Annotated in this window: 17 protein-coding genes and 1 tRNA gene; 2 read left to right on the plus strand and 16 right to left on the minus strand. The window is 60.3% G+C overall.

The features are described 5' to 3' along the window. Positions 1-158: 158 nt before the first annotated feature. From J1G35_RS10990 to J1G35_RS11010, 5 genes are all read right to left on the minus strand, one after another. Positions 159-1049: a transglutaminase family protein gene (locus tag J1G35_RS10990; protein ID WP_053134470.1), complete on the minus strand. Its 891-nt coding sequence runs from the start codon at positions 1047-1049 to the stop codon at positions 159-161. Further along, positions 1049-3535, minus strand: coding sequence for a circularly permuted type 2 ATP-grasp protein (locus tag J1G35_RS10995; protein ID WP_053134467.1), 2487 nt, complete (start codon positions 3533-3535; stop codon positions 1049-1051). The genes J1G35_RS10990 and J1G35_RS10995 overlap by 1 nt, the downstream gene beginning before the upstream one ends. A 95-nt stretch (positions 3536-3630) precedes the next feature. Beyond that, the gene (locus J1G35_RS11000; RefSeq protein ID WP_223014975.1) at positions 3631-6921 is read right to left on the minus strand and encodes a transglutaminase family protein; all 3291 of its coding nucleotides are present in this window, start codon (positions 6919-6921) and stop codon (positions 3631-3633) included. A 202-nt stretch (positions 6922-7123) separates the two neighbouring features. Beyond that, positions 7124-7630: a hypothetical protein gene (locus tag J1G35_RS11005; protein WP_074848596.1), complete on the minus strand. Its 507-nt coding sequence runs from the start codon at positions 7628-7630 to the stop codon at positions 7124-7126. Continuing rightward, on the minus strand, positions 7627-8541 hold the full coding sequence (locus tag J1G35_RS11010; protein ID WP_223014976.1) for an NAD synthetase: 915 nt from the start codon (positions 8539-8541) through the stop codon (positions 7627-7629). The genes J1G35_RS11005 and J1G35_RS11010 overlap by 4 nt, the downstream gene beginning before the upstream one ends. A 187-nt stretch (positions 8542-8728) precedes the next feature. Here J1G35_RS11010 and J1G35_RS11015 point away from each other — a divergent pair, with 187 nt between their 5' ends. After that, on the plus strand, positions 8729-9217 hold the full coding sequence (locus tag J1G35_RS11015) for a type VI secretion system tube protein Hcp (protein WP_223014977.1): 489 nt from the start codon (positions 8729-8731) through the stop codon (positions 9215-9217). Positions 9218-9301: 84 nt separating this feature from the next. On the opposite strand, the gene J1G35_RS11020 is transcribed toward J1G35_RS11015, so the two are convergent. The 11 genes from J1G35_RS11020 to rnr form a co-directional block, all read right to left on the minus strand. Further along, positions 9302-9697, minus strand: a complete 396-nt coding sequence (locus J1G35_RS11020) for a hypothetical protein (protein ID WP_223015025.1) — start codon at positions 9695-9697, stop codon at positions 9302-9304. Between the two features lie 50 nt (positions 9698-9747). Beyond that, on the minus strand, positions 9748-10206 hold the full coding sequence (locus J1G35_RS11025; RefSeq protein ID WP_024073094.1) for a hypothetical protein: 459 nt from the start codon (positions 10204-10206) through the stop codon (positions 9748-9750). Further along, positions 10203-11123: a hypothetical protein gene (locus tag J1G35_RS11030; RefSeq protein ID WP_053134449.1), complete on the minus strand. Its 921-nt coding sequence runs from the start codon at positions 11121-11123 to the stop codon at positions 10203-10205. Before J1G35_RS11030 ends, J1G35_RS11025 begins: the two co-directional genes overlap by 4 nt. Positions 11124-11343: 220 nt before the next feature. Then, complete coding sequence (locus J1G35_RS11035) at positions 11344-13647, minus strand: YgiQ family radical SAM protein (protein ID WP_053134446.1); 2304 nt, start codon at positions 13645-13647, stop codon at positions 11344-11346. A 96-nt stretch (positions 13648-13743) separates the two neighbouring features. Then, a complete protein-coding gene (dnaB, locus tag J1G35_RS11040) occupies positions 13744-15141 on the minus strand; it encodes a replicative DNA helicase (protein WP_017526410.1) in 1398 nt (465 codons plus the stop codon). Between the two features lie 110 nt (positions 15142-15251). Beyond that, the gene (gene rplI / locus J1G35_RS11045; RefSeq protein ID WP_003171376.1) at positions 15252-15698 is read right to left on the minus strand and encodes a 50S ribosomal protein L9; all 447 of its coding nucleotides are present in this window, start codon (positions 15696-15698) and stop codon (positions 15252-15254) included. Between the two features lie 18 nt (positions 15699-15716). Next, entirely contained in the window at positions 15717-16610 is an 894-nt protein-coding gene (locus J1G35_RS11050; protein ID WP_053134443.1) for a hypothetical protein, read from the minus strand. A gap of 36 nt (positions 16611-16646) precedes the next feature. Beyond that, the gene (rpsR, locus tag J1G35_RS11055; protein ID WP_003171373.1) at positions 16647-16877 is read right to left on the minus strand and encodes a 30S ribosomal protein S18; all 231 of its coding nucleotides are present in this window, start codon (positions 16875-16877) and stop codon (positions 16647-16649) included. 29 nt (positions 16878-16906) lie between these two features. Continuing rightward, complete coding sequence (rpsF, locus tag J1G35_RS11060) at positions 16907-17329, minus strand: 30S ribosomal protein S6 (protein ID WP_003171371.1); 423 nt, start codon at positions 17327-17329, stop codon at positions 16907-16909. Between the two features lie 310 nt (positions 17330-17639). Further along, the gene (gene rlmB, locus J1G35_RS11065) at positions 17640-18395 is read right to left on the minus strand and encodes a 23S rRNA (guanosine(2251)-2'-O)-methyltransferase RlmB (protein ID WP_021493242.1); all 756 of its coding nucleotides are present in this window, start codon (positions 18393-18395) and stop codon (positions 17640-17642) included. Continuing rightward, positions 18392-21025, minus strand: coding sequence for a ribonuclease R (gene rnr / locus J1G35_RS11070; protein WP_223014978.1), 2634 nt, complete (start codon positions 21023-21025; stop codon positions 18392-18394). The genes rlmB and rnr overlap by 4 nt, the downstream gene beginning before the upstream one ends. Before the next feature lie 225 nt (positions 21026-21250). Here rnr and J1G35_RS11075 point away from each other — a divergent pair. Beyond that, positions 21251-21337: transfer RNA gene (locus tag J1G35_RS11075), tRNA-Leu, on the plus strand. Positions 21338-21408: the final 71 nt, after the last annotated feature.

Here is a 21408-nt window from a genome sequence, read left to right on the forward strand (position 1 = left end):
GGAAGGTGAAGTGGCAGCAGACGAGACTGAAACCCCGAAAGACCCGGCTGAATAATTATTTACTGTAGGAGCGAGCTTGCTCGCGAAGAACGTCAACGATAACGCGGGAAGCCAAGATCAACGCGGCGCCCTCAGGTTCTTCGCGAGCAAGCTCGCTCCTACATCAGCGGCATCACCGTCACCCGCACCTCCGGGTCATGGCTCCCTCCCCCCAGAATCACCCCCCGCAACGGCGATACATCGGAGAAATCCCGGCCCCAGGCCAAGGTGATGTGCTCCAGCGCCGGCTGCACATTGTTTGTCGGATCGAAATCCACCCAGCCCGATACCGGGCAATACACCGAGACCCAGGCGTGGGAGGCATCGGCGCCGATCAGCCGTGGCTGGCCGGGCGGTGGCTGGGTGAGCAGGTAGCCGCTGATGTAACGCGCCGCCAGGCCGCGCGAGCGCAGGCAGGCGAGCATCAGGTGGGCGAAGTCCTGGCACACGCCGCGACGGCGCTCCAGCACTTCCACCAGCGGCGTGGCGACCTGGGTGGCTTCGGCGTCGAAGGTGAATTCGCTGAAGATCTTTTCCATCAAGGCCTGCACACCCAATAGCAACGGTGCACCAGGGGGGAAACAGCTTTCGGAAAACTCGACGAAGGTTTTCTTCAGGTGCACGTAGGGCGATTCGAAGCGATAGCGACAGGCTTCGATCAACTCGGGCGACAGCGGCTGGCTGCTGTAGGTCAGGCTGTCGCGGGTCTGGTCCCAGGCGGGCGAGCGCTGGAAATCCAGCACGGGCCGCGCCAGCACTTCCACGGTCAATCCGGCGTTGACCAACAGTTCATCGTGGGGCCGTTCGAATGCCAGGCGGGTGATCGGGTTGCCGAACACGTCCAGCTCATCCCGGCGTGACGACGGCTGCGGGCTGATATCCAGTTGCTGGGCGCTGCAACGCTGCCAGTCGCACGGCCTCGGCCATAAATGCGCAAGCTGCTGGGCCAGGGACACCGGGCTGTCGTAGTGGTAATGGGTATCGTGGAAAATCTGGTAGCGCGCACTCATCACACCGACACCGTTTGCTGGCTGACATCATCCACATGGGCAAAGTGGCGCAAGGCCAAACGATCCGACACTTGCCCGCTCTCATCGGCGACCGCTTGCAGCAGGTCGGCCAGGCCTTCCAGCGCGGCACGCACACTGGACTCGCCAAACAACGGGTTCTCCAGGCAACCCAGGTCGAAACGCGCCAGGCGCTCCACCAACGGCGCCAGCCCGGTCTCCCGTGGCACGCCAAAATCATCGTTAAGACGGCGCAGCGTGCGGCTCACCAGTTTCAGTTGGAACACCACGGCGTGGGGGTTCTGCTCGTCCAGCAACAACAAATCCAGGACCGGGATCAGCTGCGGCACCGCCAGGTAGCGCGAGCGGTAGGTGATACTGCTGTTGCCCAGTTCCAACAACCACTCCAGCCCCGCTTGGTCGAACACCGCCACACCGCGCAGGAATGCCGCCAGGCTGCTGCTGAGAAATTGCAGACGCTCGATGCGCCGGCCCATCATCAGAAAACGCCAGCCTTCGTCGCGGGTCATGTCGTCCAGGGCAAACCCGGACAGCGCCGCCAGGGACATCACCAGGCGGTTGAGGAAATCCAGCAACTCACCAAAATCCGGGCTTTCGCTTTCCAGTTCCAAGGCTTCGCGTTGCAGCTCTACCAAGGCCTGCCAGTTCTCACGGGATAATTTGCCGCGCACCTGGGACGCTGCCCACTGCAAGCGTTGCAGGTTGGCGCGCAGGCTCGACGGCCAATCATCGCCGAGCAAGGCCGCTTGCAAACGCTCGGGCAACTCGTCCTCCTCCGGCAGCAGGCGCAGGTTTTCACCCAGCTCGACCGCCGCCTGCAACGCCAGGGGGTCGTCACCGTCGACATAGCGCGCCAGCACGATGCGCAGCCAGCGTGCGCTGTTGTCGCAGCGTTCGCAGTAACGGCCGAACCAGAACAGGTTTTCCACTACGCGGGACGGTAGATAAGGGTCGCGGCGCACCAGGTCATGTGCACCAATTGCGCGTTGGGCGCGCCAATGCTCGCCACCGGTGGCGCGTTCGCCCAGCACCCAGGTGTCCTTGCTGGCGCCGCCGCGTTGCATCGACACCACTTCGGCATCGGCATCCGCCGCCACGCGGGTCAGGCCGCCGGGCAGTACGCGGTAGCCGTCAGCGCTGGCCACGGCATATACCCGCATGCCGATGGCGCGGTGTTGCAAGTGATCCTCCACGGTGTGCCACACCGGCGCCTGGGACAGTTGCGCCAGTTCCTGGGCGACATAGGCGTAGGGCCGCGCACGCATGCGTTCGGCCAAGGCCTGGCGTTGTTCAGCGCTCAAGTCGCGGCCAAACACCGGGGTAAACGTTTGTGATGGAAACGCCGGTTTGATCAGCAGTTCCGGCAGTTTCTCCAGGGCCTCGGCCAGCACCGGCGCCTCACCGCACCACCAGGTGGCGATGGACGGCAGGATGAGTTTTTCACCAAATAAAAACTCATTGATCTTCGGCAGAAAGCCGAGCAGCCCCGGCGACTCCAGCACGCCGCTGCCCAAGGCATTGGCCACCAGCACATTGCCCTGGCGCACCGCGTCGAGCAGGCCGGGCACGCCGAGAGCGGAGTCGGTGCGCAATTCCAGCGGATCACAGAAATCGTCGTCGAGGCGACGCATGATCGCGTGCACCCGGCGCAGGCCACTGAGGGTTTTCAGGAACACCGTGCTGTCGCGCACCGTGAGGTCGCCGCCTTCCACCAGCGGGTAGCCGAGCTGGCGCGCGAGGTACAGGTGTTCGAAATAGCTCTCGTTGAAACGCCCAGGGGTGAGCAGCACGATCAGCGGTGGCTGGTCGTCGCTCGGCGCCTGGCGGGCCAGGGTTTCCTGGAGCGTGCGGAAGAAACCGGTGAGGTGCTGCACCTGCAAATCCCGGTACAGGTCCGGGAAGGCGCGGGACACGATGGTGCGGTTTTCCAGCGCATAACCGGCGCCCGAAGGCGCCTGGGTACGGTCGGCAGTGACCCACCAGCGACCATCCGGGGTACGCGCCAGGTCAACGGCATACAGGTGCAGAAACGCACCGTCAGGCGGTTGGATGCCCTGGCACGGCCACAGGAAATTGTTATGCCCGAACACCAGCTCGGCCGGTAGCAGGCCTTCCTTGATCAAACGTTGCGGCCCGTAGAGGTCCGCCAGTACGGCGTTGAGCAAGCGCGCACGCTGGGCGATACCGGCTGACAGCTGCTGCCATTCATCGGCCGCCAGCACATGGGGCAGCAGGTCCAGTTCCCACGGGCGATCGGCGCCCTTGGGGTCGGCGTAGACGTTATAGGTCACGCCGTTTTCCTGGATCTGCCGGGTCAGCAGCGCCTGGCGCTGGGCCAACTGCGTGGGTGTGCTGCGTTGCAGGTGATCAAGCAAGCGCTGCCAATGGGCGCGCACTGCGCCACTGTCGTCCAGCAGTTCGTGATAAGTACCTGCGGTCAGCGGGTATTGGTCGAGCAAGTCGGGCATGGAACGCTCGGCAGAGGCAAAGGGGCTCAGTTTAATTCAAATTCACTGCAATCTAATGTTGGAGGGAGCTTGCTCCCTCCAACATTAGATTGCATTTAGTCATTCTTATTGGGGTGACGCCGCAGATCCAAGGTCATCGGGAATTCATCATTGATCACAACACTGGGCACGGTGAGCTTCCCAGGCGTGTGGCCGAGACGGAAAAACCGCGCCATGCGCCGACTCTCAGCCTCATTGGCGTTCACCGGCAAGCTGTCGTAGTTACGCCCGCCCGGATGCGCAACATGGTACTGACAGCCGCCCAGCGAGCGCTGCATCCAGGTGTCCAGCAGGTCGAACACCAGCGGCGCATGGACCGGGATGGTCGGTTGCAGGCAGTTGGCCGGTTGCCAGGCGCGGTAACGCACGCCGGCGACGAACTCACCGATGCGCCCGGTCGGTTGCAGCGGCACCGGGATGCCATTGCAGGTCAGCAGGTAGCGTTGCGGCGGCAGCCCGCTCAACTTCACCTGCAAACGCTCCAGAGACGAATCCACATAACGCACCGTGCCGCCCACCGCGCCCTCTTCGCCCAGTACATGCCAAGGCTCCAGGGCCTGGCGCAGTTCCAGTTCGATCCCGCTGACGGCGTAATCGCCCACCTTGGGGAAGCGGAACTCCAGGTGCGCGGCGAACCATTCGGCCCGCAATGGGTAACCGGCGGCGTTCAACTCGACGATCACGTCGGCAAAATCCTGCTCGATAAAGTGCGGCAACAGGAAGCGGTCATGCAACTCGGTGCCCCAGCGCGCCAGTTTCGGCGGCGCATAGGGCTCACGCCAGAAGCGCGCGACCAAGGCCCGCAGCAGCAATTGCTGGGTCAGGCTCATGCGTGCGTGGGGCGGCATTTCAAAGGCACGCAACTCCAGCAGGCCCAAGCGGCCGGTGGCGCCATCCGGCGAATAGAGTTTGTCGATACAGAATTCGGCGCGGTGGGTGTTGCCCGTCACGTCGATCAACAGGTTGCGCAGCAGGCGATCCACTAACCACGGCGGGCATTCTTCACCCGGCTGCGGCATTTGGGCAAAGGCGATTTCCAGCTCATACAGCGCGTCGTTGCGGGCTTCGTCCACCCGCGGGGCCTGGGAGGTCGGGCCGATAAACAGGCCGGAAAACAGGTAGGACAGCGACGGGTGGTTATGCCAATAGCTGATCAGGCTGCGCAGCAGGTCGGGCCGGCGCAGGAATGGCGAATCCTTGGGCGTCGCGCCCCCCAGCACAAAGTGGTTACCCCCGCCGGTGCCGGTGTGGCGGCCGTCGATCATGAACTTCTCGGTGGTCAGCCGGGTTTGCCGCGCCTCCTCGTAGAGGAATTCGGTGCGTTCCACCAACTCGTCCCAGGTCGCGGACGGCTGCACATTGACCTCGATCACACCCGGATCCGGCGTGACGCGGAAGTTGCTCAGGCGCATATCGAACGGTGGTTCGTAGCCTTCCAGCAACACCGGGCAGTGCAGTTCCTCGGCGGTCGCTTCGATGGCGGCCACCAACTCCAGATAATCCTCGACGCGCTCCAGGGGCGGCATAAACAGGTACAGGCGCCCTTCCCGCGCTTCGGCACACAGGGCGGTGCGGGTCAGCCAGTCAGCGGACTCGTCGACCTCGGGCACTCGCTCGTCGCTCGGCGCGGGGTCGCCATGGCTTTGCAGTTGCGCGCTGGTCGGCAGTTCCGGCTGATCCTGGTTAGGGTCGGTCGGGTGCACAAACGGATACTCCGCCGCCGTCACCCAAGGCTGCGAGGCCAACGGCAGGCGATAGCCCAGCGGCGAATCCCCCGGCACCAGGCGGCAATGGTTATCGCGCAGGTACCAGCGCCCGCTCTGCCAGCGGTCATTGGCGGCGGTGCGTGCCAGCGGCAGCACCTGGCCGATGACTTTATCCAGGCCCTGGCTGAACACTTTGCGCAAACGCTCGCGCTCCAGGTCGTCGCTCAAGCGCGGGTCCTGGGCGGTGACGTTTTGCGGCAACGCGCCTTCGCGCCACAGGTAGTAGAAGTTGTCTTCGAAGGCCGGAAATACAAAGCGCGCCGGCAACTTCAGGCGCTCGGCGACACTCGCCAGGAAGCGCCCGGCCAGTACGCCATCGGCGCCGTAGTCCTGTTGTTCATCGGCGATCAGCGCGCTGTTGTGCCAGATAGGCACTCCGTCACGGCGCCAGTAGCAGTTAAGCGACCAACGCGGCAATTGCTCGCCGGGGTACCACTTGCCCTGGCCGAAGTGCACCAGGCCCTTGGGCGCGTAGTGCTTGCGCATGCGCTGGAACAGTTCGGCGGACAAGCGACGCTTATCCGGCCCGAGGGCTGCGGTGTTCCACTCGGCGCCGTCAGGGTCGTCGATGGAGACGAAGGTCGGCTCGCCGCCCATGGTCAGGCGCACATCATCCTTGAGCAAGTCGCCGTCGATCTGCCGGCCCAAGGCCTGGATCGCCAGCCATTGCTCTTCGGTGTAGGGCTTGGTGACCCGTGGCGCTTCCCAGATGCGCTCCACCGACATTTCATGGGTAAATTCGCACTCGCACGGTTCCACCAGCCCACTGATCGGCGCGGCGGACGATGGATCAGGACTACAGGCCAAGGGGATGTGCCCTTCACCAGCGAACAGCCCGGAAGTGGCATCCAGGCCGATCCAGCCGGCGCCAGGCAAATACACTTCGCACCAGGCATGCAGGTCGGTGAAGTCGACTTCGGTGCCGGAGGGACCGTCGAGGGCTTTGACGTCGGCGGTCAGTTGGATCAGGTAACCGGACACAAACCGCGCCGCCAACCCGAGGTTGCGCAGCAATTGCACCAGCAACCAGGCCGAATCACGGCAGGAGCCGGAAGCGTTTTCCAGGGTGAATTCCGGGGTTTGCACGCCCGGTTCCATGCGGATCAGGTAGCCGATGTCGGCGGCCAGGCGCTGGTTGAGGCCTACCAGGAAATCCACGGCCGGCAGCGGCGTGCGGTCGATACCGGCCAGGTAGGCGGCAAACTTCGGCGTCAGCGGCAGGGTTTCCAGGTACGGCGCCAGCTCGCGCTGCTCATCGGCGGCGTAGCTGAAGGGGATTTTTTCAGCGTAGGGCTCAAGGAAAAAGTCGAACGGGTTAAACACCGCCATCTCGGCGACCAGGTCGACTTCGATGCGCAACTCGTCAGTTTTTTCCGGGAACACCAACCGCGCCAGATAATTGCCCTGGGGGTCCTGCTGCCAATTGATGAAATGCTGCTCGGGCAGCACTTTCAGCGCATACGACAAAATCCGCGTGCGGCTATGGGCCGCCGGGCGCAAACGCACAATCTGCGGGCCAAGTTCGACAGCGCGGTCATAGCGGTAATGCGTAACGTGGTGCAACGCGACATGAATCGACACGGCGGCCTCCTGCGAGCCAGGGCATGAACACAACGCGCGCAAGACTTATGCCAGAGCGGCGGTCATTGCGCTTTATCGTAAGACCCGGTGCAGTACAGCACCAAAACGGCGCTGTGGCTGCGGTAATGGTGCAAGGGTTGCACATATTTGTGGCGGGAGTGGGTGGGGCGGTATCGAATGGGTGGGCGCCGGGGGTGGGGAATCACCTCGGTTTCTTTATTCTGATGATTGCGCGCTCGTGTTTGCGGCGCTTTTCAATGGCCACCATTATCTTGCCCCGCATGTCGCGAAGTTCTACGTAGATGTCACGCATTTCGCGGTGGCGTTTACTACTAAGCAATACGAGGCCGAGCAGCGGCCACACGATGCTTTCTGCGTAAATGAATGGGTGCGGTGAAAACTGAAAAGCTGGTAAAGCGAATAACAAGCAGGCCATGAAAAGACCATACATGCCCCAGACCCATTTCGGCCGCCCGCAGACAATCATGACATTGCAGAGGGTGATAAAGAGGGCCAATATCCCACAGGCATTTACAGCAGCAGACGTCGATAATGCCCAGGGGGCTGCTCGCGGATAGTAGTGTTCCAGCAGTGCCACAACCGCGGTCCCACCCAAAAGTCCCATAAAGATCGCACTGATAAAAACGGGAAAGTAACGCAAAAGAAAAGGGCGTCTCGGTATGAGATATCTCGTTTTGAGTAATCTCATTCTGAAATTTCCTCATACAGCCCAACCGCGATGATCCGTATGTTCCCGGACCGCACGCTGCCAGCAAGGCCCGACACCGCGCCAACGGCATCGAGCATCTGCATGATGGTCCCACGCCTCACTTCTGCCGAGGTGTGGCGCCTGGGCATCTCTCCAGCCATTTGTTTGAGTTTGACCATTTTCCGGGTCATATCAGGATGGTTGATACTCAGTAATTCCTTGGTGAGCTTTACCCGTTCCTGCCGATTCAAGCCTTTGAGTACCTGATGCGTATTTTTTCCTGTTGCCTTTTTCAGCATATTGACGAACCGGATCGTAGACATTGCCGTGTTGCCGATACTTAACAATGAAGCCGCATCCAGCCCAATAGTTACGGCTTGGTACCATTCATTGCTGTCCAACTCGTCGTTGCGCGCAGGGTCTACATATTCATATCGCGTTCGCTGAAAACCCATAATGCACTGAACACTGCTGGCTGAGGCGCCTACGACGCTAATCGCAGCCGCTACGCCAGAGCCCCCAAAAGTAAATGGACTCAACCCGAACCCACCCGCTATCACCACCCAACTAATCACCGCCGACGTACACGCCAACGCCGCATTCACCGCCTCAAACGCCACCTGCGACTGGCGCGGTTCATTCGCAAGCCGCCGTGCGAACTCCACCCTCCCGACATAACTTGGCGCCTCACGCAAAATCACCTTCTTCGGCGCCACACTGCAAATCGGCTGGAATTCACGCAACACAATCGCCCGCAGTTGAGCGTCCAGATACACCACCTCCGCGCCAACGATGGCGGGATCAGCATCAATCGCCGCAAACAACTTTTGCAGATCAATACTGCTTTCTATCCACTGCCGCGTCGTGAGATGCGCACTGGGAAACCCGTCTTTCAACACGTTGGAAGTCATCCCTTTACTCCGGTTTTTCACAAGAGCGCAGAGGTTAAAGACTGACTATCCGCAAAAAATGTCAGAAGCTTCGCTTTATCAAGACAGGCACTTCCTGATCACGATGTAGCGTCTTGTAGGCCATATCCCGAATAGGAAAAAGTACGCCCCGCGCCACTACCGGCGAACAACCAAACAGGGAGCGACCATGGCAACTGATATGTTTTTAAAGCTCGGAGACATCAAGGGTGAGTCCAAGGACTCTGGGCATCGCGATGAAATCGAGATCAGCAAATGGGGCTGGGGCATGTCCCAGACCGGTTCCATGCATACCGGCAGCGGCGGCGGTGCCGGCAAGGTCAATATTGAAAACCTGTCCATCTCCAAGGTCATGGACAAATCTTCACCCAACCTGATGATGGCCTGCTCTACTGGCAAGCATTACCCCGAGGCCAGGCTGGTGGTGCGCAAGGCTGGCGGCAGCAGTGCCGTGGAGTATCTGGTGATCACGATGAAGGAGGTCATGGTCATCTCGTACCAGACCGATGCGGTAACGACAGACGACACATTGACTGAAGTCATCGGCCTGAACTTCGCCACGGTCGAAGTCAGTTACCAGCCGCAGAAAGCCGATGGTGGCAAGGACGGCGGCGCCGTCAAGTACGGCTGGAACATTCGCCAGAACATCAAAACCTGAAAATACGCGCCGGGACCACACTCCAGCCCCGGCGTACTCACGTTTGTCCCAAGGTGCGAAGACACAGGTGACGAATCTACTCAGTCAACGGGCTCTTCGCTGTGCGATGACGGCTTGGCGCAGGCGGCGGACTTCCAGCAGCCGTTGGCGCATTTCGCGGTGGCGCCTGCTGTTGAGCAACAGCAGGCCCAGCAACGGAAACAGCACCGCCGAGCCATAGACCTGGGTGTTGATACCGTATTGAATCATCGGCAACACGAACAACAGGCAACACACCAGGTAGCCCGCCACGAGCCGGGTGGCCCAGCGATACCCGCGAGCGATCATCACGCTGCCAAACACCAGCACCGCCACCAGCACCAGGATCGCAGCCCCCGAATAGCTGGACTTGAGCGCTGGATCAACCCCGCGCAGGTACGTCACACCGGCCATGGATACCGCCGCCGAGCCGGAGAAGATCGCCATGAAAATCGTCCCCATGAAGACCGGGAAATAGCGCGTGAGGAAACCGTTTATCGAAGGCGGCTCCTTCACATGCGACTACTCGATCTGACGGTTGATTTGACCGCCTGCCGAATGCGACGGATTCCCACGAGTTTCGTGCGCATCTCTCGTTGAACCTTGCTGTTAAGTGTCAATAATCCGAGCAATGGGAATAACAGCGCCAACCCATAAAGGACTTTGTGAGGCTGGAATTGAACCATCGGAACTACAAACAGTAGACAGGCGACATAGATACCGACCATTACCCACACCCAGGAGGGTCGGCCCCGCAAAATCATAAAGTTGCTATGAACCGTCAACAGAATGAGCAGCGCCCCGGCAGACATGATCTTGAGCCCCACTTGAGCCATCGGCGCATCACGAAAATAGGTGATGAACGCCAGCGCCACAGCCAACGCCAAAGAAAAACACGCAGCAAATACGCCGCCCATAAACGTCAGAAAGTATTGTCTGAAAAAGTCGCGTAGCGTCATCAATTCGCTCATTCGCTTACCTCCTCGTACAGTCCAATCGCGATGGTGTTGACGTTTCCGGAGTAGGCACTCCCGCCAAACCCAACGCTTGCGCCCAGGACGTCTTTGATCTGGGTAGTGGTGCTGTGCTTGAGCTGCGTAGGGGTGAAACGCTTGGTGAGTTCGCCCGACGCCTGCCTCAATTTGATCATCTTCGCGGTCAAGCTGGGATGGTTGATGCTCAGCAGCTCTTTCGTCAGCTTGGCTCTTTCCTGGCGATTCAAACCGCGAAGCACATCACGCAGGCTCTTGCCCGTCGATGCTTTGGCGGCCCTGACCAGCTTGACCGTCGTCAGGGCCGAAGCGCCCACGCCTGCCAGTGATACGGCGTCCAGCACGATGGACGCATTCTGGTACCAGCCTTCACTGTCGAGCGAATCCTTGACCTCAGGTTTGGCGACTTCCAGCGCTGTTCGGGCAATGCCGTTGAAACACTGAAGCGTACTTGCGCCGGCAGCCGCATACCCCACTACAACGATGACGGAACTGGCGCCAGCGCTGAAAGGCACCAGAATTGTTCCACTGGCGATCGCAGCCCAACTGATGACCGCCCCCAAGCAGGAGATTCCGGTATTCACGGCTTCGCCAATCAGTCGCGATTCTCGAGGATTGCTCACGACATGTTGAGCAAACTGTGTTGGCGCAATGTACTTCTGCGCTTCACGCAAAATGATGCGCTTGGGCTTGATGCTGCAGATGGGCTTGAATTCGCGCAGGGTAATGACGTTGAAGTCGGCGTCGATATACACCACCCCCGCGCCGACGATGCTGGGGTCGGCGTCGATAGCCGCGAACAGCCGTGGCAGGTTGATCTGGCTTTCGATGCGCTGGCGCGCCATGAACTGGGAGCGGTTGGAGTCCATGCCGATGTTGAGCAGGGGGTTGCTCATGGGGTGATCTTCCTTGAAATAGGTGGTGTCTGAACTGGCACTTTCGCGAGCAAGCCCGCTCTCACAGTTGACCGAGCTCCAGCATGAGAATGCGGTCGAATGTGGGAGCGGGCTTGCTCGCGAAGGCGATTCAATGGGCGCCACCTTAACAAACAGGTTTCCCACCCGCTAGAAAGCAAAACGCCAGCACGAGGCTGGCGTTTTGCATTTCAGGCTGCGATCAACGCGGTACGACCGGCTTACGCGCAGGCTTCTTGCCTTTGCCCTTGGCTGCGTCGGTGCGTTCCTTGGCGGCCTGCTTGTTGCGCACCATGGCCGCAGCCTTGGCTTGCTCACGCTTGTCCCACGGGTTGCTGCCGTCGCTGCCACGGGGCGGCAGGCCGGTGTGCTGGGTAAGGATCTTGGTGGTGGTTTCCTTGGCGACCTTGTGGCTGCCGGCCGGCGTCGAGTTCTTGCGACGGGCGCTCTGGTAGCTGTCGGTGGTCGGCTGGTGCAGCGGGATCAGTTGGTCCTTGCCCGGCCCGATCAGGTCGGCGCGGCCCATGCGGGTCAGCGCTTCACGCAGCATCGGCCAGCCTTTCGGGTCGTGATAGCGCAGGAACGCCTTGTGCAGACGGCGCTGCTCCTCGCTCTTGACGATGGTCACCGCGTCGCTCTTGTAGGTGACCTTGCGCAGCGGGTTCTTGCCCGAGTGGTACATCGCGGTGGCAGTGGCCATCGGTGACGGGTAGAACGCCTGCACCTGGTCGGCGCGGAAGCCGTTGCCCTTGAGCCACAGGGCCAGGTTCATCATGTCTTCATCGGTGGTGCCCGGGTGGGCCGCGATGAAGTACGGGATCAGGTACTGCTCCTTGCCCGCTTCCTTGGTGTACTTCTCGAACATGCGCTTGAACTTGTCATAGCTGCCGATGCCCGGCTTCATCATCTGGTTGAGCGGGCCTTCCTCGGTATGTTCCGGGGCGATCTTGAGGTAACCACCGACGTGGTGGGTGACCAGCTCTTTGACGTATTCCGGTGACTCGACCGCGAGGTCGTAGCGCAGGCCGGAAGCGATCAGGATCTTCTTCACACCCGGCAATGCACGAGCGCTGCGATACAGCTGGATCAACGACGAGTGGTCGGTGTTCAGATTCGGGCAGATGCCAGGGAACACGCACGACGGCTTGCGGCACGCGGATTCGATTTCCGGGCTCTTGCAGGCAATGCGGTACATGTTCGCGGTCGGGCCGCCGAGGTCGGAGATCACGCCGGTGAAGCCTGGAACCTTGTCGCGGATCTCTTCGATTTCGCGAATGATCGACTCTTCGGAACGGTTCTGGATGATCCGGCCTTCGTGCTCGGTGATCGAGCAGAAGGTGCAGCCGCCGAAGCAGCCACGCATGATGTTCACCGAGAAGCGGATCATGTCGTAGGCCGGGATTTTTTCCTTGCCGTACGCCGGGTGCGGAACACGGGCGTAAGGCATGCCGAACACGTAGTCCATTTCTTCGGTGGTCATCGGAATGGGCGGCGGATTGAACCACACGTCCACTTCGCCGTGTTTCTGCACCAGGGCGCGGGCGTTGCCTGGGTTGGTTTCCAGGTGCAACACGCGGTTGGCGTGGGCATAGAGCACGGCATCGCCACGAACTTTTTCCACCGAGGGCAGGCGGATCACGGTCTTGTCGCGGGTCATGCGCGGGCTGGCCAAAATCTGCACGACCTTGGCTTCTTCCGGATCATCAACCGGCCCCTTTTCCTGCTCGATGGCGCAGGCCTGGGTGTCCTGGGTGTTGACGTACGGGTTGATGATCTTGTCGACCTTGCCCGGACGGTCGATACGGGTGGAGTCCACTTCGTACCAGCCGGCAGGGGTGTCGCGACGGATGAACGCGGTGCCGCGCACATCGGTGATGTCTTCGATCTTGTGGCCCCACGACAGGCGCTGGGCGACTTCGACGATGGCCCGCTCGGCGTTGCCGTACAGCAGGATATCGGCGGTGGCGTCGATCAGGATCGAGTTACGCACGCGGTCCTGCCAGTAGTCGTAGTGGGCGATGCGGCGCAGGGAGGCTTCGATGCCACCGAGCACGATCGGCACGTTCTTGTAGGCTTCCTTGCAACGCTGGCTGTACACCAGGCTGGCGCGGTCCGGGCGTTTGCCAGCCATGCCGCCTGGGGTGTAGGCGTCGTCGGAGCGGATTTTCTTGTCGGCGGTGTAGCGGTTGATCATCGAGTCCATGTTGCCGGCCGCGACGCCGAAGAACAGGTTCGGCTCGCCGAGCTTCATGAAGTCGTCTTTGGACTGCCAGTTCGGCTGGGCAATGATCCCGACGCGGAAGCCCTGGGACTCCAACAGCCGGCCGATGATGGCCATGCCGAACGATGGGTGGTCCACGTACGCATCACCGGTGACGATGATGATGTCGCAGGAATCCCAGCCAAGCTGATCCATCTCCTCCCTGCTCATGGGCAGGAATGGCGCAGGACCGAAACATTCGGCCCAGTACTTGGGATAGTCAAATAACGGCTTGGCTGTTTGCATGACGGTGACCGGTGTTGAGATGAAAAATCGCGGGCGCGGAATATAGCACAAATTTTGACCAATTCCGACGGTAATGGTCGGAATTGAGCAGAAGGGTTATTCGTCGTCGTCGAAGTTGTAGCTGCCCGGCGCCAGGTTCTCGAAGCGCGTGTATTTGCCGATGAACGCCAGGCGGATAAAGCCGATCGGCCCGTTCCGCTGCTTGCCGATAATGATTTCGGCAATGCCTTTGTGCTCGGTCTCGGGGTGATACACCTCGTCGCGGTACACGAACATGATCACGTCAGCATCCTGCTCGATCGCTCCGGATTCCCGCAAGTCGGAGTTCACCGGGCGTTTGTTGGGGCGTTGCTCCAGGGAACGGTTGAGCTGGGACAGCGCGACTACCGGGCAGTTGAATTCCTTGGCCAGGGCCTTGAGGGACCGGGAGATCTCGGAAATCTCGTTGGTCCGGTTATCGCCACTGGAGCCCGGGATCTGCATCAACTGCAGGTAGTCGATCATGATCAGGGCGATATCACCGTGCTCACGCACCAGGCGACGGGTACGTGCACGCATCTCGGAGGGGCTGATACCGGCAGTGTCATCGATGAACAGCTTGCGATCGTTGAGCAGGTTGACCGCCGAGGTCAGGCGCGGCCAATCGTCGTCTTCGAGGCGACCGGCCCGTACCTTGGTCTGGTCAATTCGGCCGAGGGACGACAGCATACGCATGATCAGCGATTCGCCTGGCATCTCGAGGGAGTACACCAGTACGGTCTTGTCGCTGCGCAGCACGGCGTTTTCCACCAGGTTCATCGCAAAGGTGGTTTTACCCATGGATGGACGGCCGGCGACGATGATCAGGTCGGACGGCTGCAGGCCGCTGGTCTTCTCGTCAAGGTCGGTATAGCCGGTGGAAATACCGGTGATGGCGTTATCGGTGTTGAACAAGGTATCGATGCGGTCGATGGCCTTGGTCAACAGGTCGTTGACGCTGACCGGGCCGCCGGTTTTCGGGCGTGCTTCGGCAATCTGGAAGATCTGGCGCTCGGCTTCGTCGAGGATCTCGGCAGCGGTGCGGCCTTCGGGGTTGAAGGCACTGTCGGCGATTTCGGTGCTGATGCCGATCAACTGGCGCAAGGTCGCCCGCTCGCGAACGATCTGGGCATAGGCCTTGATGTTGGCGACGGACGGCGTGTTTTTTGCCAGCTCGCCAAGGTAACCCAGGCCGCCCACCTGGGAGGTCTGGCCTTCCTTGTCCAGCTGTTCGGCCAGGGTCACCACGTCGATTGGCGAGTTCTGGTCGGCCAGCTTGGCGATGGCACGGAAGATCAGGCGGTGGTCATGGCGATAGAAGTCACCGTCCGAGACTTGATCCAGCACGCGTTCCCAGGCGTTGTTGTCCAGCATCAAGCCACCGAGCACGGCCTGTTCGGCCTCGATGGAATGCGGCGGCACCTTCAGGGCAGCGGTTTGCAGATCGTATTGCTCAGGAGCTGAAATATCGTTCATGGCCACTTGGAATTTGGGGGTTGTAGAAAAACAAAAGGCACGACCTGTAAACAGGATCGTGCCCGATGTTAACCGCCTGGCACGCGAGGTGCCAGCCAGTTAGGTGCTGCTTAAGCTGCTACCACGACAACGCGTACGGTGGCTTCAACTTCGGCGTGCAGGTGCACGGCTACGTCGAATTCGCCTACGTTGCGGATGGTGCCGTTCGGCAGACGAACTTCGCTCTTCTGCACTTCAACGCCGGAGGCGGTCAGTGCATCAGCGATGTCGTGGGTGCCGATCGAACCGAACAGCTTGCCTTCGTCACCGGCGGTGGCAGTGATAGTCACTTCCAGCTCAGCCAGTTGGGCAGCGCGAGTTTCGGCCGAAGCTTTCTTGTCTGCTGCTGCTTTTTCCAGCTCAGCACGACGCTCTTCAAACGCAGCCAGGTTGGCAGCGGTTGCAGCGGTGGCTTTGCCGTATGGCAGCAGGTAGTTACGACCGTAGCCGGCCTTAACGTTCACTTTGTCGCCCAGGTTGCCCAGGTTGGCGACTTTTTCCAGAAGGATCAGTTGCATGTGAAAATCCTCTAACTTTTAACCTTCACCGTTCGCGTTATCGGCGTCTTTCGGCGCCAGACGACCGCGAAAATCAATCAGGCCGTCGACAATGGCCAAAACCACGAGTAACGGATAGATCAGCTGCATGAACAGCAACATCGTGACGTACAACCCCACCAGCCAAAACTTGGCCAGGCGCTTCTGCGCCACCAGCCCGTGAATCAGGGCCAATCCGGCAAACACCAGCGGTACGCTGCAAAACAGCACCAACAAGGCCGCCTGTGAACCGAAGTACGGTCCGACAGCCATGAGTGCCAGCAGCAACATCGCCGGGCCCACGGGGATTCTGATACTGCGAAATTCGCGACCAAAACCACCCGGGTTGTACAACAACGCCTGCCAGTAACGCCCAAGCATCAGGCTCAGCACACTGACGATCTGCATCATTACCGCCATAAGGCCGATCAGGGCCGGTGCAATCAGTGTCGCAAGACGCGCTCGCTCATCTACCGAAAGCTGCTGGTAGAGTTCCCCGAGGGCCAGCGGCAGGATCTTGACGATCTCCTGCGCCAGCGCCTCGATTTGCGGGCGGAAAGCCGCGTCAATCAACACTGAAAACACCAACCCCAATGCCACGCTGACCAGCAGCGTGCGGACCCAGGACTCACTTGCGCGCAAAACCAACGCAAGGCTCGACGACCCCAGCAGCACCAAAAGCACTTTGGGTTCGCCCACTTGCAGCCACCAGATCAAGGCAGCCACAACTCCCAGGGCCAGGACGCCAAAGGCATCCCGCAAACCGCGCCGCAGCAGCACAAGGCAACCCGCGGCAGCACCCAACCAATAAAGCAACGGCAATGCCGCACATCCAGCCACTACCAGAGTGGCCTGCACGCGACCGCGCATGATGAACTCAGCTAAGGCGCGCATGCATTCAATCCCTTACTACTTGTCGACTGCCCGGTCTCAGCGGCCGTGGCTGTCGGTGTAGGCCAGCAGGGCCAGGAAGCGGGCGCGCTTGATAGCGGTGGCCAGCTGACGCTGATAACGTGCTTTGGTACCGGTGATACGGCTTGGAACGATTTTGCCGGTCTCGGATACGTAGGCTTTCAGAGTGTTGAGATCTTTGTAATCGATCTCCTTCACTTCTTCAGCGGTGAAGCGGCAAAACTTACGACGACGGAAGAAACGTGCCATTTGATAGGCTCCTTAATAAGGTCCGTGGATTACTCGTCAGCGTTATCGCTGCTGTCGCTGTCATCACTATCAGCGCTATCAGCGCCTTCGTGCTCAGGACGGTCGCGACGCTCACGGCGCTCACTGCGGTTTTCTTCAGCCTTGAGCATCTCGGATTGGCCGGTAACGGCTTCTTCGCGACGGATGACCAGGTTACGGATCACTGCATCGTTGTAGCGGAAGTTGTCTTCCAGCTCGGCCAGGGCCTTGCCAGTGCATTCAACGTTCAGCATCACGTAGTGAGCCTTGTGAACATTGTTGATTGCGTAGGCCAGTTGACGACGACCCCAATCTTCCAGACGGTGGATTTTGCCGCCGTCTTCTTCGATCAGCTTGGTGTAACGCTCAACCATGCCGCCGACTTGCTCGCTTTGATCCGGGTGGACCAAAAAGATGATTTCGTAATGACGCATGAATGCTCCTTACGGGTTGTAGCCTGCCGCTCAAAAACGGTCAGACAAGGAGTGAATGACACTTATGGATCTTGCCGCAGGGAGGCACATCGGTGCCTGCCAGGAAGGCAAGGGGCGCAATTGTAGAGAAGGGGAAGAACGGGCGCAAGGTGATTGGTGATTATTTGAACAATCTCCCAAGCGCCACAAAAGCAAATGTGGGAGAGCGCTTGCACCCGATAGCAATGGTTCAGTCACAGCATCTGTCGCTGAAACACCGCTATCGGGGGCAAGCCCCCTCCCACATGTTGGTTCTATACCAGGCTTAGAATTACTTCTTCGCCTTGACCTTGGCACCACGCTGGCGCTGGGCTTCAAACAGGCACACGCCGGTCGCGACCGACACGTTCAGGCTGCTGACACTACCGGCCATCGGCAGGTGCACCAGGTAATCGCAATGCTCGCGGGTCAGGCGACGCATGCCCTTGCCTTCAGCACCCATGATCAGGATGGTCGGACCGGTGAGGTCCTGGTCATAAATACTGACCTCGGCCTCTCCCGCGGTGCCCACGACCCACAGGCCGCGCTGCTGGAGTTTCTCCAGGGTGCGCGCCAGGTTGGTCACGGCCACCAGCGGAATCACTTCGGCCGCGCCACAGGCGACTTTACGCACAACCGGCGTCAAGGTAGCCGACTTGTCCTTAGGCACAATCACCGCCAGCGCACCGGCAGCATCGGCCGAACGCAGGCATGCGCCGAGGTTGTGCGGGTCGGTCACGCCGTCCAGCACCAGCAGCAGCGGTGCACCTTCGGTACGATCGAGCAGCTCGTCGAGCATCGCTTCACCCCAGACCTGGCTCGGACTGACGTCCGCAACCACGCCCTGGTGGACGCCTTCAACCCACACGTCCATCTCACGACGCTCGGCCTGGCCGATGGCGACCTTGTTTTGCGTAGCCAACTCGACCAACGCCTGTACACGCGGCTCGCTGCGGCCTTCGGCCAGCCACACTTGCTTGACGCGCTTAGGGTGGTGACGCAGCAGTGCTTCTACGGCGTGTACGCCGTAGATTTTTTCCAGACTCATGACTTGGCCTTAGGTTTGCGCGACCCGCCGCTTTTCGCGGGGGCCGAACCCGCTTTTGGCGGGCCTTTACGGTGTTTACTTGGCTTGCTCGACGGCTTTTCCGCCCCCTGGGACTTTCCCCCAGACGCCGCTTTACCACCGCTTTTGGCTTCGTTGAGCAACTGCTGCTTCAACTCACGGCTCTTGCGCAGTTCGGCGTTTTTCGCCGCAGCATCGCTTGGGCGATAGGCTTCGGGGGCCTTGTCCTTGGCAGATGAACGACGACCTGCCTTGGCTGGCGCGGGCTCGGCGACCGCTGCTTTCGCAGGTGCCGCTTTACCCTTGGCAGCCGTCGTCGCGGTTTCGCTGCCACGTTTTTTACGACCAGCCGGCTCAACGGGCTTGTCAGGCATGCCGAAGTCGATCTTGCGCTCGTCGAGGTCGACGCGCATGACCTGCACTTCGACGGTATCACCCAACCGGAAGCTGCGACCGGTACGTTCACCCGCGAGGCGGTGGTGCACAGGGTCGAAGTGGTAGTAATCACCCGGCAAGGCGGTGACGTGCACCAGGCCTTCGACGTAGATGTCGGTCAGCTCGACGAACAAGCCAAAACCGGTCACGGCGGTGATCACGCCTGGGAACGACTCGCCCACACGGTCCTTCATGAACTCGCACTTGAGCCAGTTCACCACGTCGCGGGTGGCTTCGTCGGCGCGGCGTTCGCTCATGGAGCACTGCTCGCCCAGTTGTTCCAGGGCCGCTTCGTCGTACGGATAGATCCGTGCTTTCGGAATGGTCATGGCACCGGCGCGCTTGACGTGCGGGGTGTTCTGCTTGGAGTGGATCACGCTGCGGATTGCGCGGTGCGTGAGCAAGTCCGGATAACGACGAATCGGCGAGGTGAAGTGGGTGTACGCTTCATAATTCAGGCCGAAGTGGCCCTGGTTATCGGCGCTGTACACCGCCTGGCTCAGGGAACGCAGCATCACGGTCTGGATCACGTGATAATCCGGACGGTCCTTGATGCTGGCCAGCAGTGCCTGGTAGTCCTTCGGCGTCGGGCCATCCTTGCCTTTATGCAGGGACAGGCCGAGTTCGCCGAGGAACGCGCGCAGTTTTTCCAGGCGCTCCGGCGGCGGACCATCGTGCACACGGTAGAGCGCAGGAATTTCGTGCTTTTTCAGGAACTCGGCAGTGGCCACGTTGGCCGCCAGCATGCATTCCTCGATCAGCTTGTGTGCATCGTTACGGGTGGTCGGGGTGATCGCGGCGATCTTGCGCTCGGAACCGAAGACAATCCGGGTTTCCTGGGTCTCAAAATCGATCGCGCCACGCACATGACGGGCCCCCAGCAACACCTTGTAAAGCGCGTAGAGCTGCTTGAGGTGTGGGACCACATGCCCGTACTCACCACGCAACGCCTTGGCTTCACTGGTTTTCGGCTGTTCCAGGATGGTGCTGACCTTGTTGTAGGTCAGGCGCGCCTGGGAGTGGATCACCGCCTCGTAGAACTGGTAGTCGGTCATCTCGCCGGTTTTCGAGATGGTCATCTCGCACACCATGGCCAAACGGTCGACTTTCGGGTTCAGGGAGCACAGGCCGTTGGACAGTTGCTCAGGCAGCATCGGGATCACGCGCTCAGGGAAATACACGGAGTTGCCGCGTACCTGGGCTTCGTTATCCAGGGCCGAACCGATCTTCACATAGCTGGAGACGTCGGCAATCGCGACGAACAACTTCCAGCCGCCGGAAAACAGGCGCAGCTTGCCGGGCTTGGCTTCGCAATAGACCGCATCATCGAAGTCGCGGGCATCTTCACCGTCAATGGTGACGAACGGCAGATGGCGCAGGTCGATGCGTTTTTCTTTGTCCTTGTCTTCGACTTCCGGCTTGAGCTTGGCGGCTTCTTTGAGCACAGCCTCAGGCCAGACGTGAGGAATATCGTAGGTGCGCAGCGCAACGTCGATTTCCATGCCCGGCGCCATGTAGTTGCCGACCACTTCAACGATGTCGCCCTGGGGCTGGAAGCGCGCAGTGGGCCAGTGGGTGATTTTCACCTCGACGAACTGGCCGACCTTGGCGGCGCCATTGCGGCCCGGGGTAATCAGCACTTCCTGCTGAACCTTCGGGTTATCCGGCACAACAAAGCCGATACCGCCTTCTTCGAAGTAACGGCCGACGATGGACTCGTGGGCACGGGACACCACTTCGACGATCACGCCTTCACGGCGACCGCGACGGTCCAGGCCGGAAACACGCGCCAGGGCACGGTCGCCATCGAACACCAGACGCATTTGCGCCGGGCTCATGAACAGGTCATCACTGCCGTCATCCGGGATCAGGAAGCCGAAGCCATCACGATGGCCGGCAATGCGGCCGAGGATCAGGTCGAGCTTATCCACAGGCGCGTAGGTGCCACGGCGGGTGTAGATCAGTTGAGCATCGCGCTCCATGGCACGCAAACGGCGGCGCAGGGCTTCGAGCTGGTCTTCGGTGGTCAGACCGAACTCTTCAACCAGTTGCTCACGGCTAGCAGGCGAACCCCGATCGGCGAGGTGCGCCAGGATCAGTTCGCGGCTAGGAATAGGGTTTTCATATTTTTCCGCTTCACGAGCGGCCTCGGGATCGAGGGACTGCCAATCGGCCATTAGAGATTTTTCACCTTGTCTATATGCGGGTTAGTTTGGCATACGCGTATTGAAACGGGAAATTTCAGGCATCAACAAGTGTTTAAAAGCCCTTTATGGCCCCCCGCCACGCACCTTGCACGACCACTGGAGAATTTTTCCAGGTTTTTTTCATAGCAGGGGTTTACAGCTAAAAATCCGCTCCGTATAGTGCGCGCCATCGACGACGGCAACGTTGTTGATGCTGCCCAGGTGGTGAAATTGGTAGACACGCCAGCTTCAGGTGCTGGTGATCGCAAGGTCGTGGAAGTTCGAGTCTTCTCCTGGGCACCAAATTCAGATCAAACCCGCGAAAGCGGGTTTTTTCGTTTCAGGGGTTTGAAAACTCCGGCCGCAATTCTCCC

It is taken from the genome of Pseudomonas sp. SH10-3B, assembly GCF_019891415.1.
Taxonomy (GTDB): Bacteria; Pseudomonadota; Gammaproteobacteria; order Pseudomonadales; family Pseudomonadaceae; genus Aquipseudomonas.

Bases quoted from the DNA above. Each gene is read 5' to 3' on its own strand.
- dnaB (WP_017526410.1), bottom strand. From the start codon at position 15,141: ATGAACGATATTTCAGCTCCTGAGCAATACGATCTGCAAACCGCTGCC.
- J1G35_RS11005 (WP_074848596.1), bottom strand. From the start codon at position 7,630: ATGAGATTACTCAAAACGAGATATCTCATACCGAGACGCCCTTTTCTT.
- J1G35_RS11050 (WP_053134443.1), bottom strand. From the start codon at position 16,610: ATGCGCGCCTTAGCTGAGTTCATCATGCGCGGTCGCGTGCAGGCCACT.
- J1G35_RS11035 (WP_053134446.1), bottom strand. From the start codon at position 13,647: ATGCAAACAGCCAAGCCGTTATTTGACTATCCCAAGTACTGGGCCGAA.
- J1G35_RS10990 (WP_053134470.1), bottom strand. From the start codon at position 1,049: ATGAGTGCGCGCTACCAGATTTTCCACGATACCCATTACCACTACGAC.
- J1G35_RS11010 (WP_223014976.1), bottom strand. From the start codon at position 8,541: ATGACTTCCAACGTGTTGAAAGACGGGTTTCCCAGTGCGCATCTCACG.
- rnr (WP_223014978.1), bottom strand. From the start codon at position 21,025: ATGGCCGATTGGCAGTCCCTCGATCCCGAGGCCGCTCGTGAAGCGGAA.
- J1G35_RS11015 (WP_223014977.1), top strand. From the start codon at position 8,729: ATGGCAACTGATATGTTTTTAAAGCTCGGAGACATCAAGGGTGAGTCC.
- J1G35_RS11020 (WP_223015025.1), bottom strand. From the start codon at position 9,697: ATGGGGACGATTTTCATGGCGATCTTCTCCGGCTCGGCGGCGGTATCC.
- rplI (WP_003171376.1), bottom strand. From the start codon at position 15,698: ATGCAACTGATCCTTCTGGAAAAAGTCGCCAACCTGGGCAACCTGGGC.
- J1G35_RS10995 (WP_053134467.1), bottom strand. From the start codon at position 3,535: ATGCCCGACTTGCTCGACCAATACCCGCTGACCGCAGGTACTTATCAC.
- rpsF (WP_003171371.1), bottom strand. From the start codon at position 17,329: ATGCGTCATTACGAAATCATCTTTTTGGTCCACCCGGATCAAAGCGAG.
- rlmB (WP_021493242.1), bottom strand. From the start codon at position 18,395: ATGAGTCTGGAAAAAATCTACGGCGTACACGCCGTAGAAGCACTGCTG.
- J1G35_RS11030 (WP_053134449.1), bottom strand. From the start codon at position 11,123: ATGAGCAACCCCCTGCTCAACATCGGCATGGACTCCAACCGCTCCCAG.
- J1G35_RS11025 (WP_024073094.1), bottom strand. From the start codon at position 10,206: ATGAGCGAATTGATGACGCTACGCGACTTTTTCAGACAATACTTTCTG.
- rpsR (WP_003171373.1), bottom strand. From the start codon at position 16,877: ATGGCACGTTTCTTCCGTCGTCGTAAGTTTTGCCGCTTCACCGCTGAA.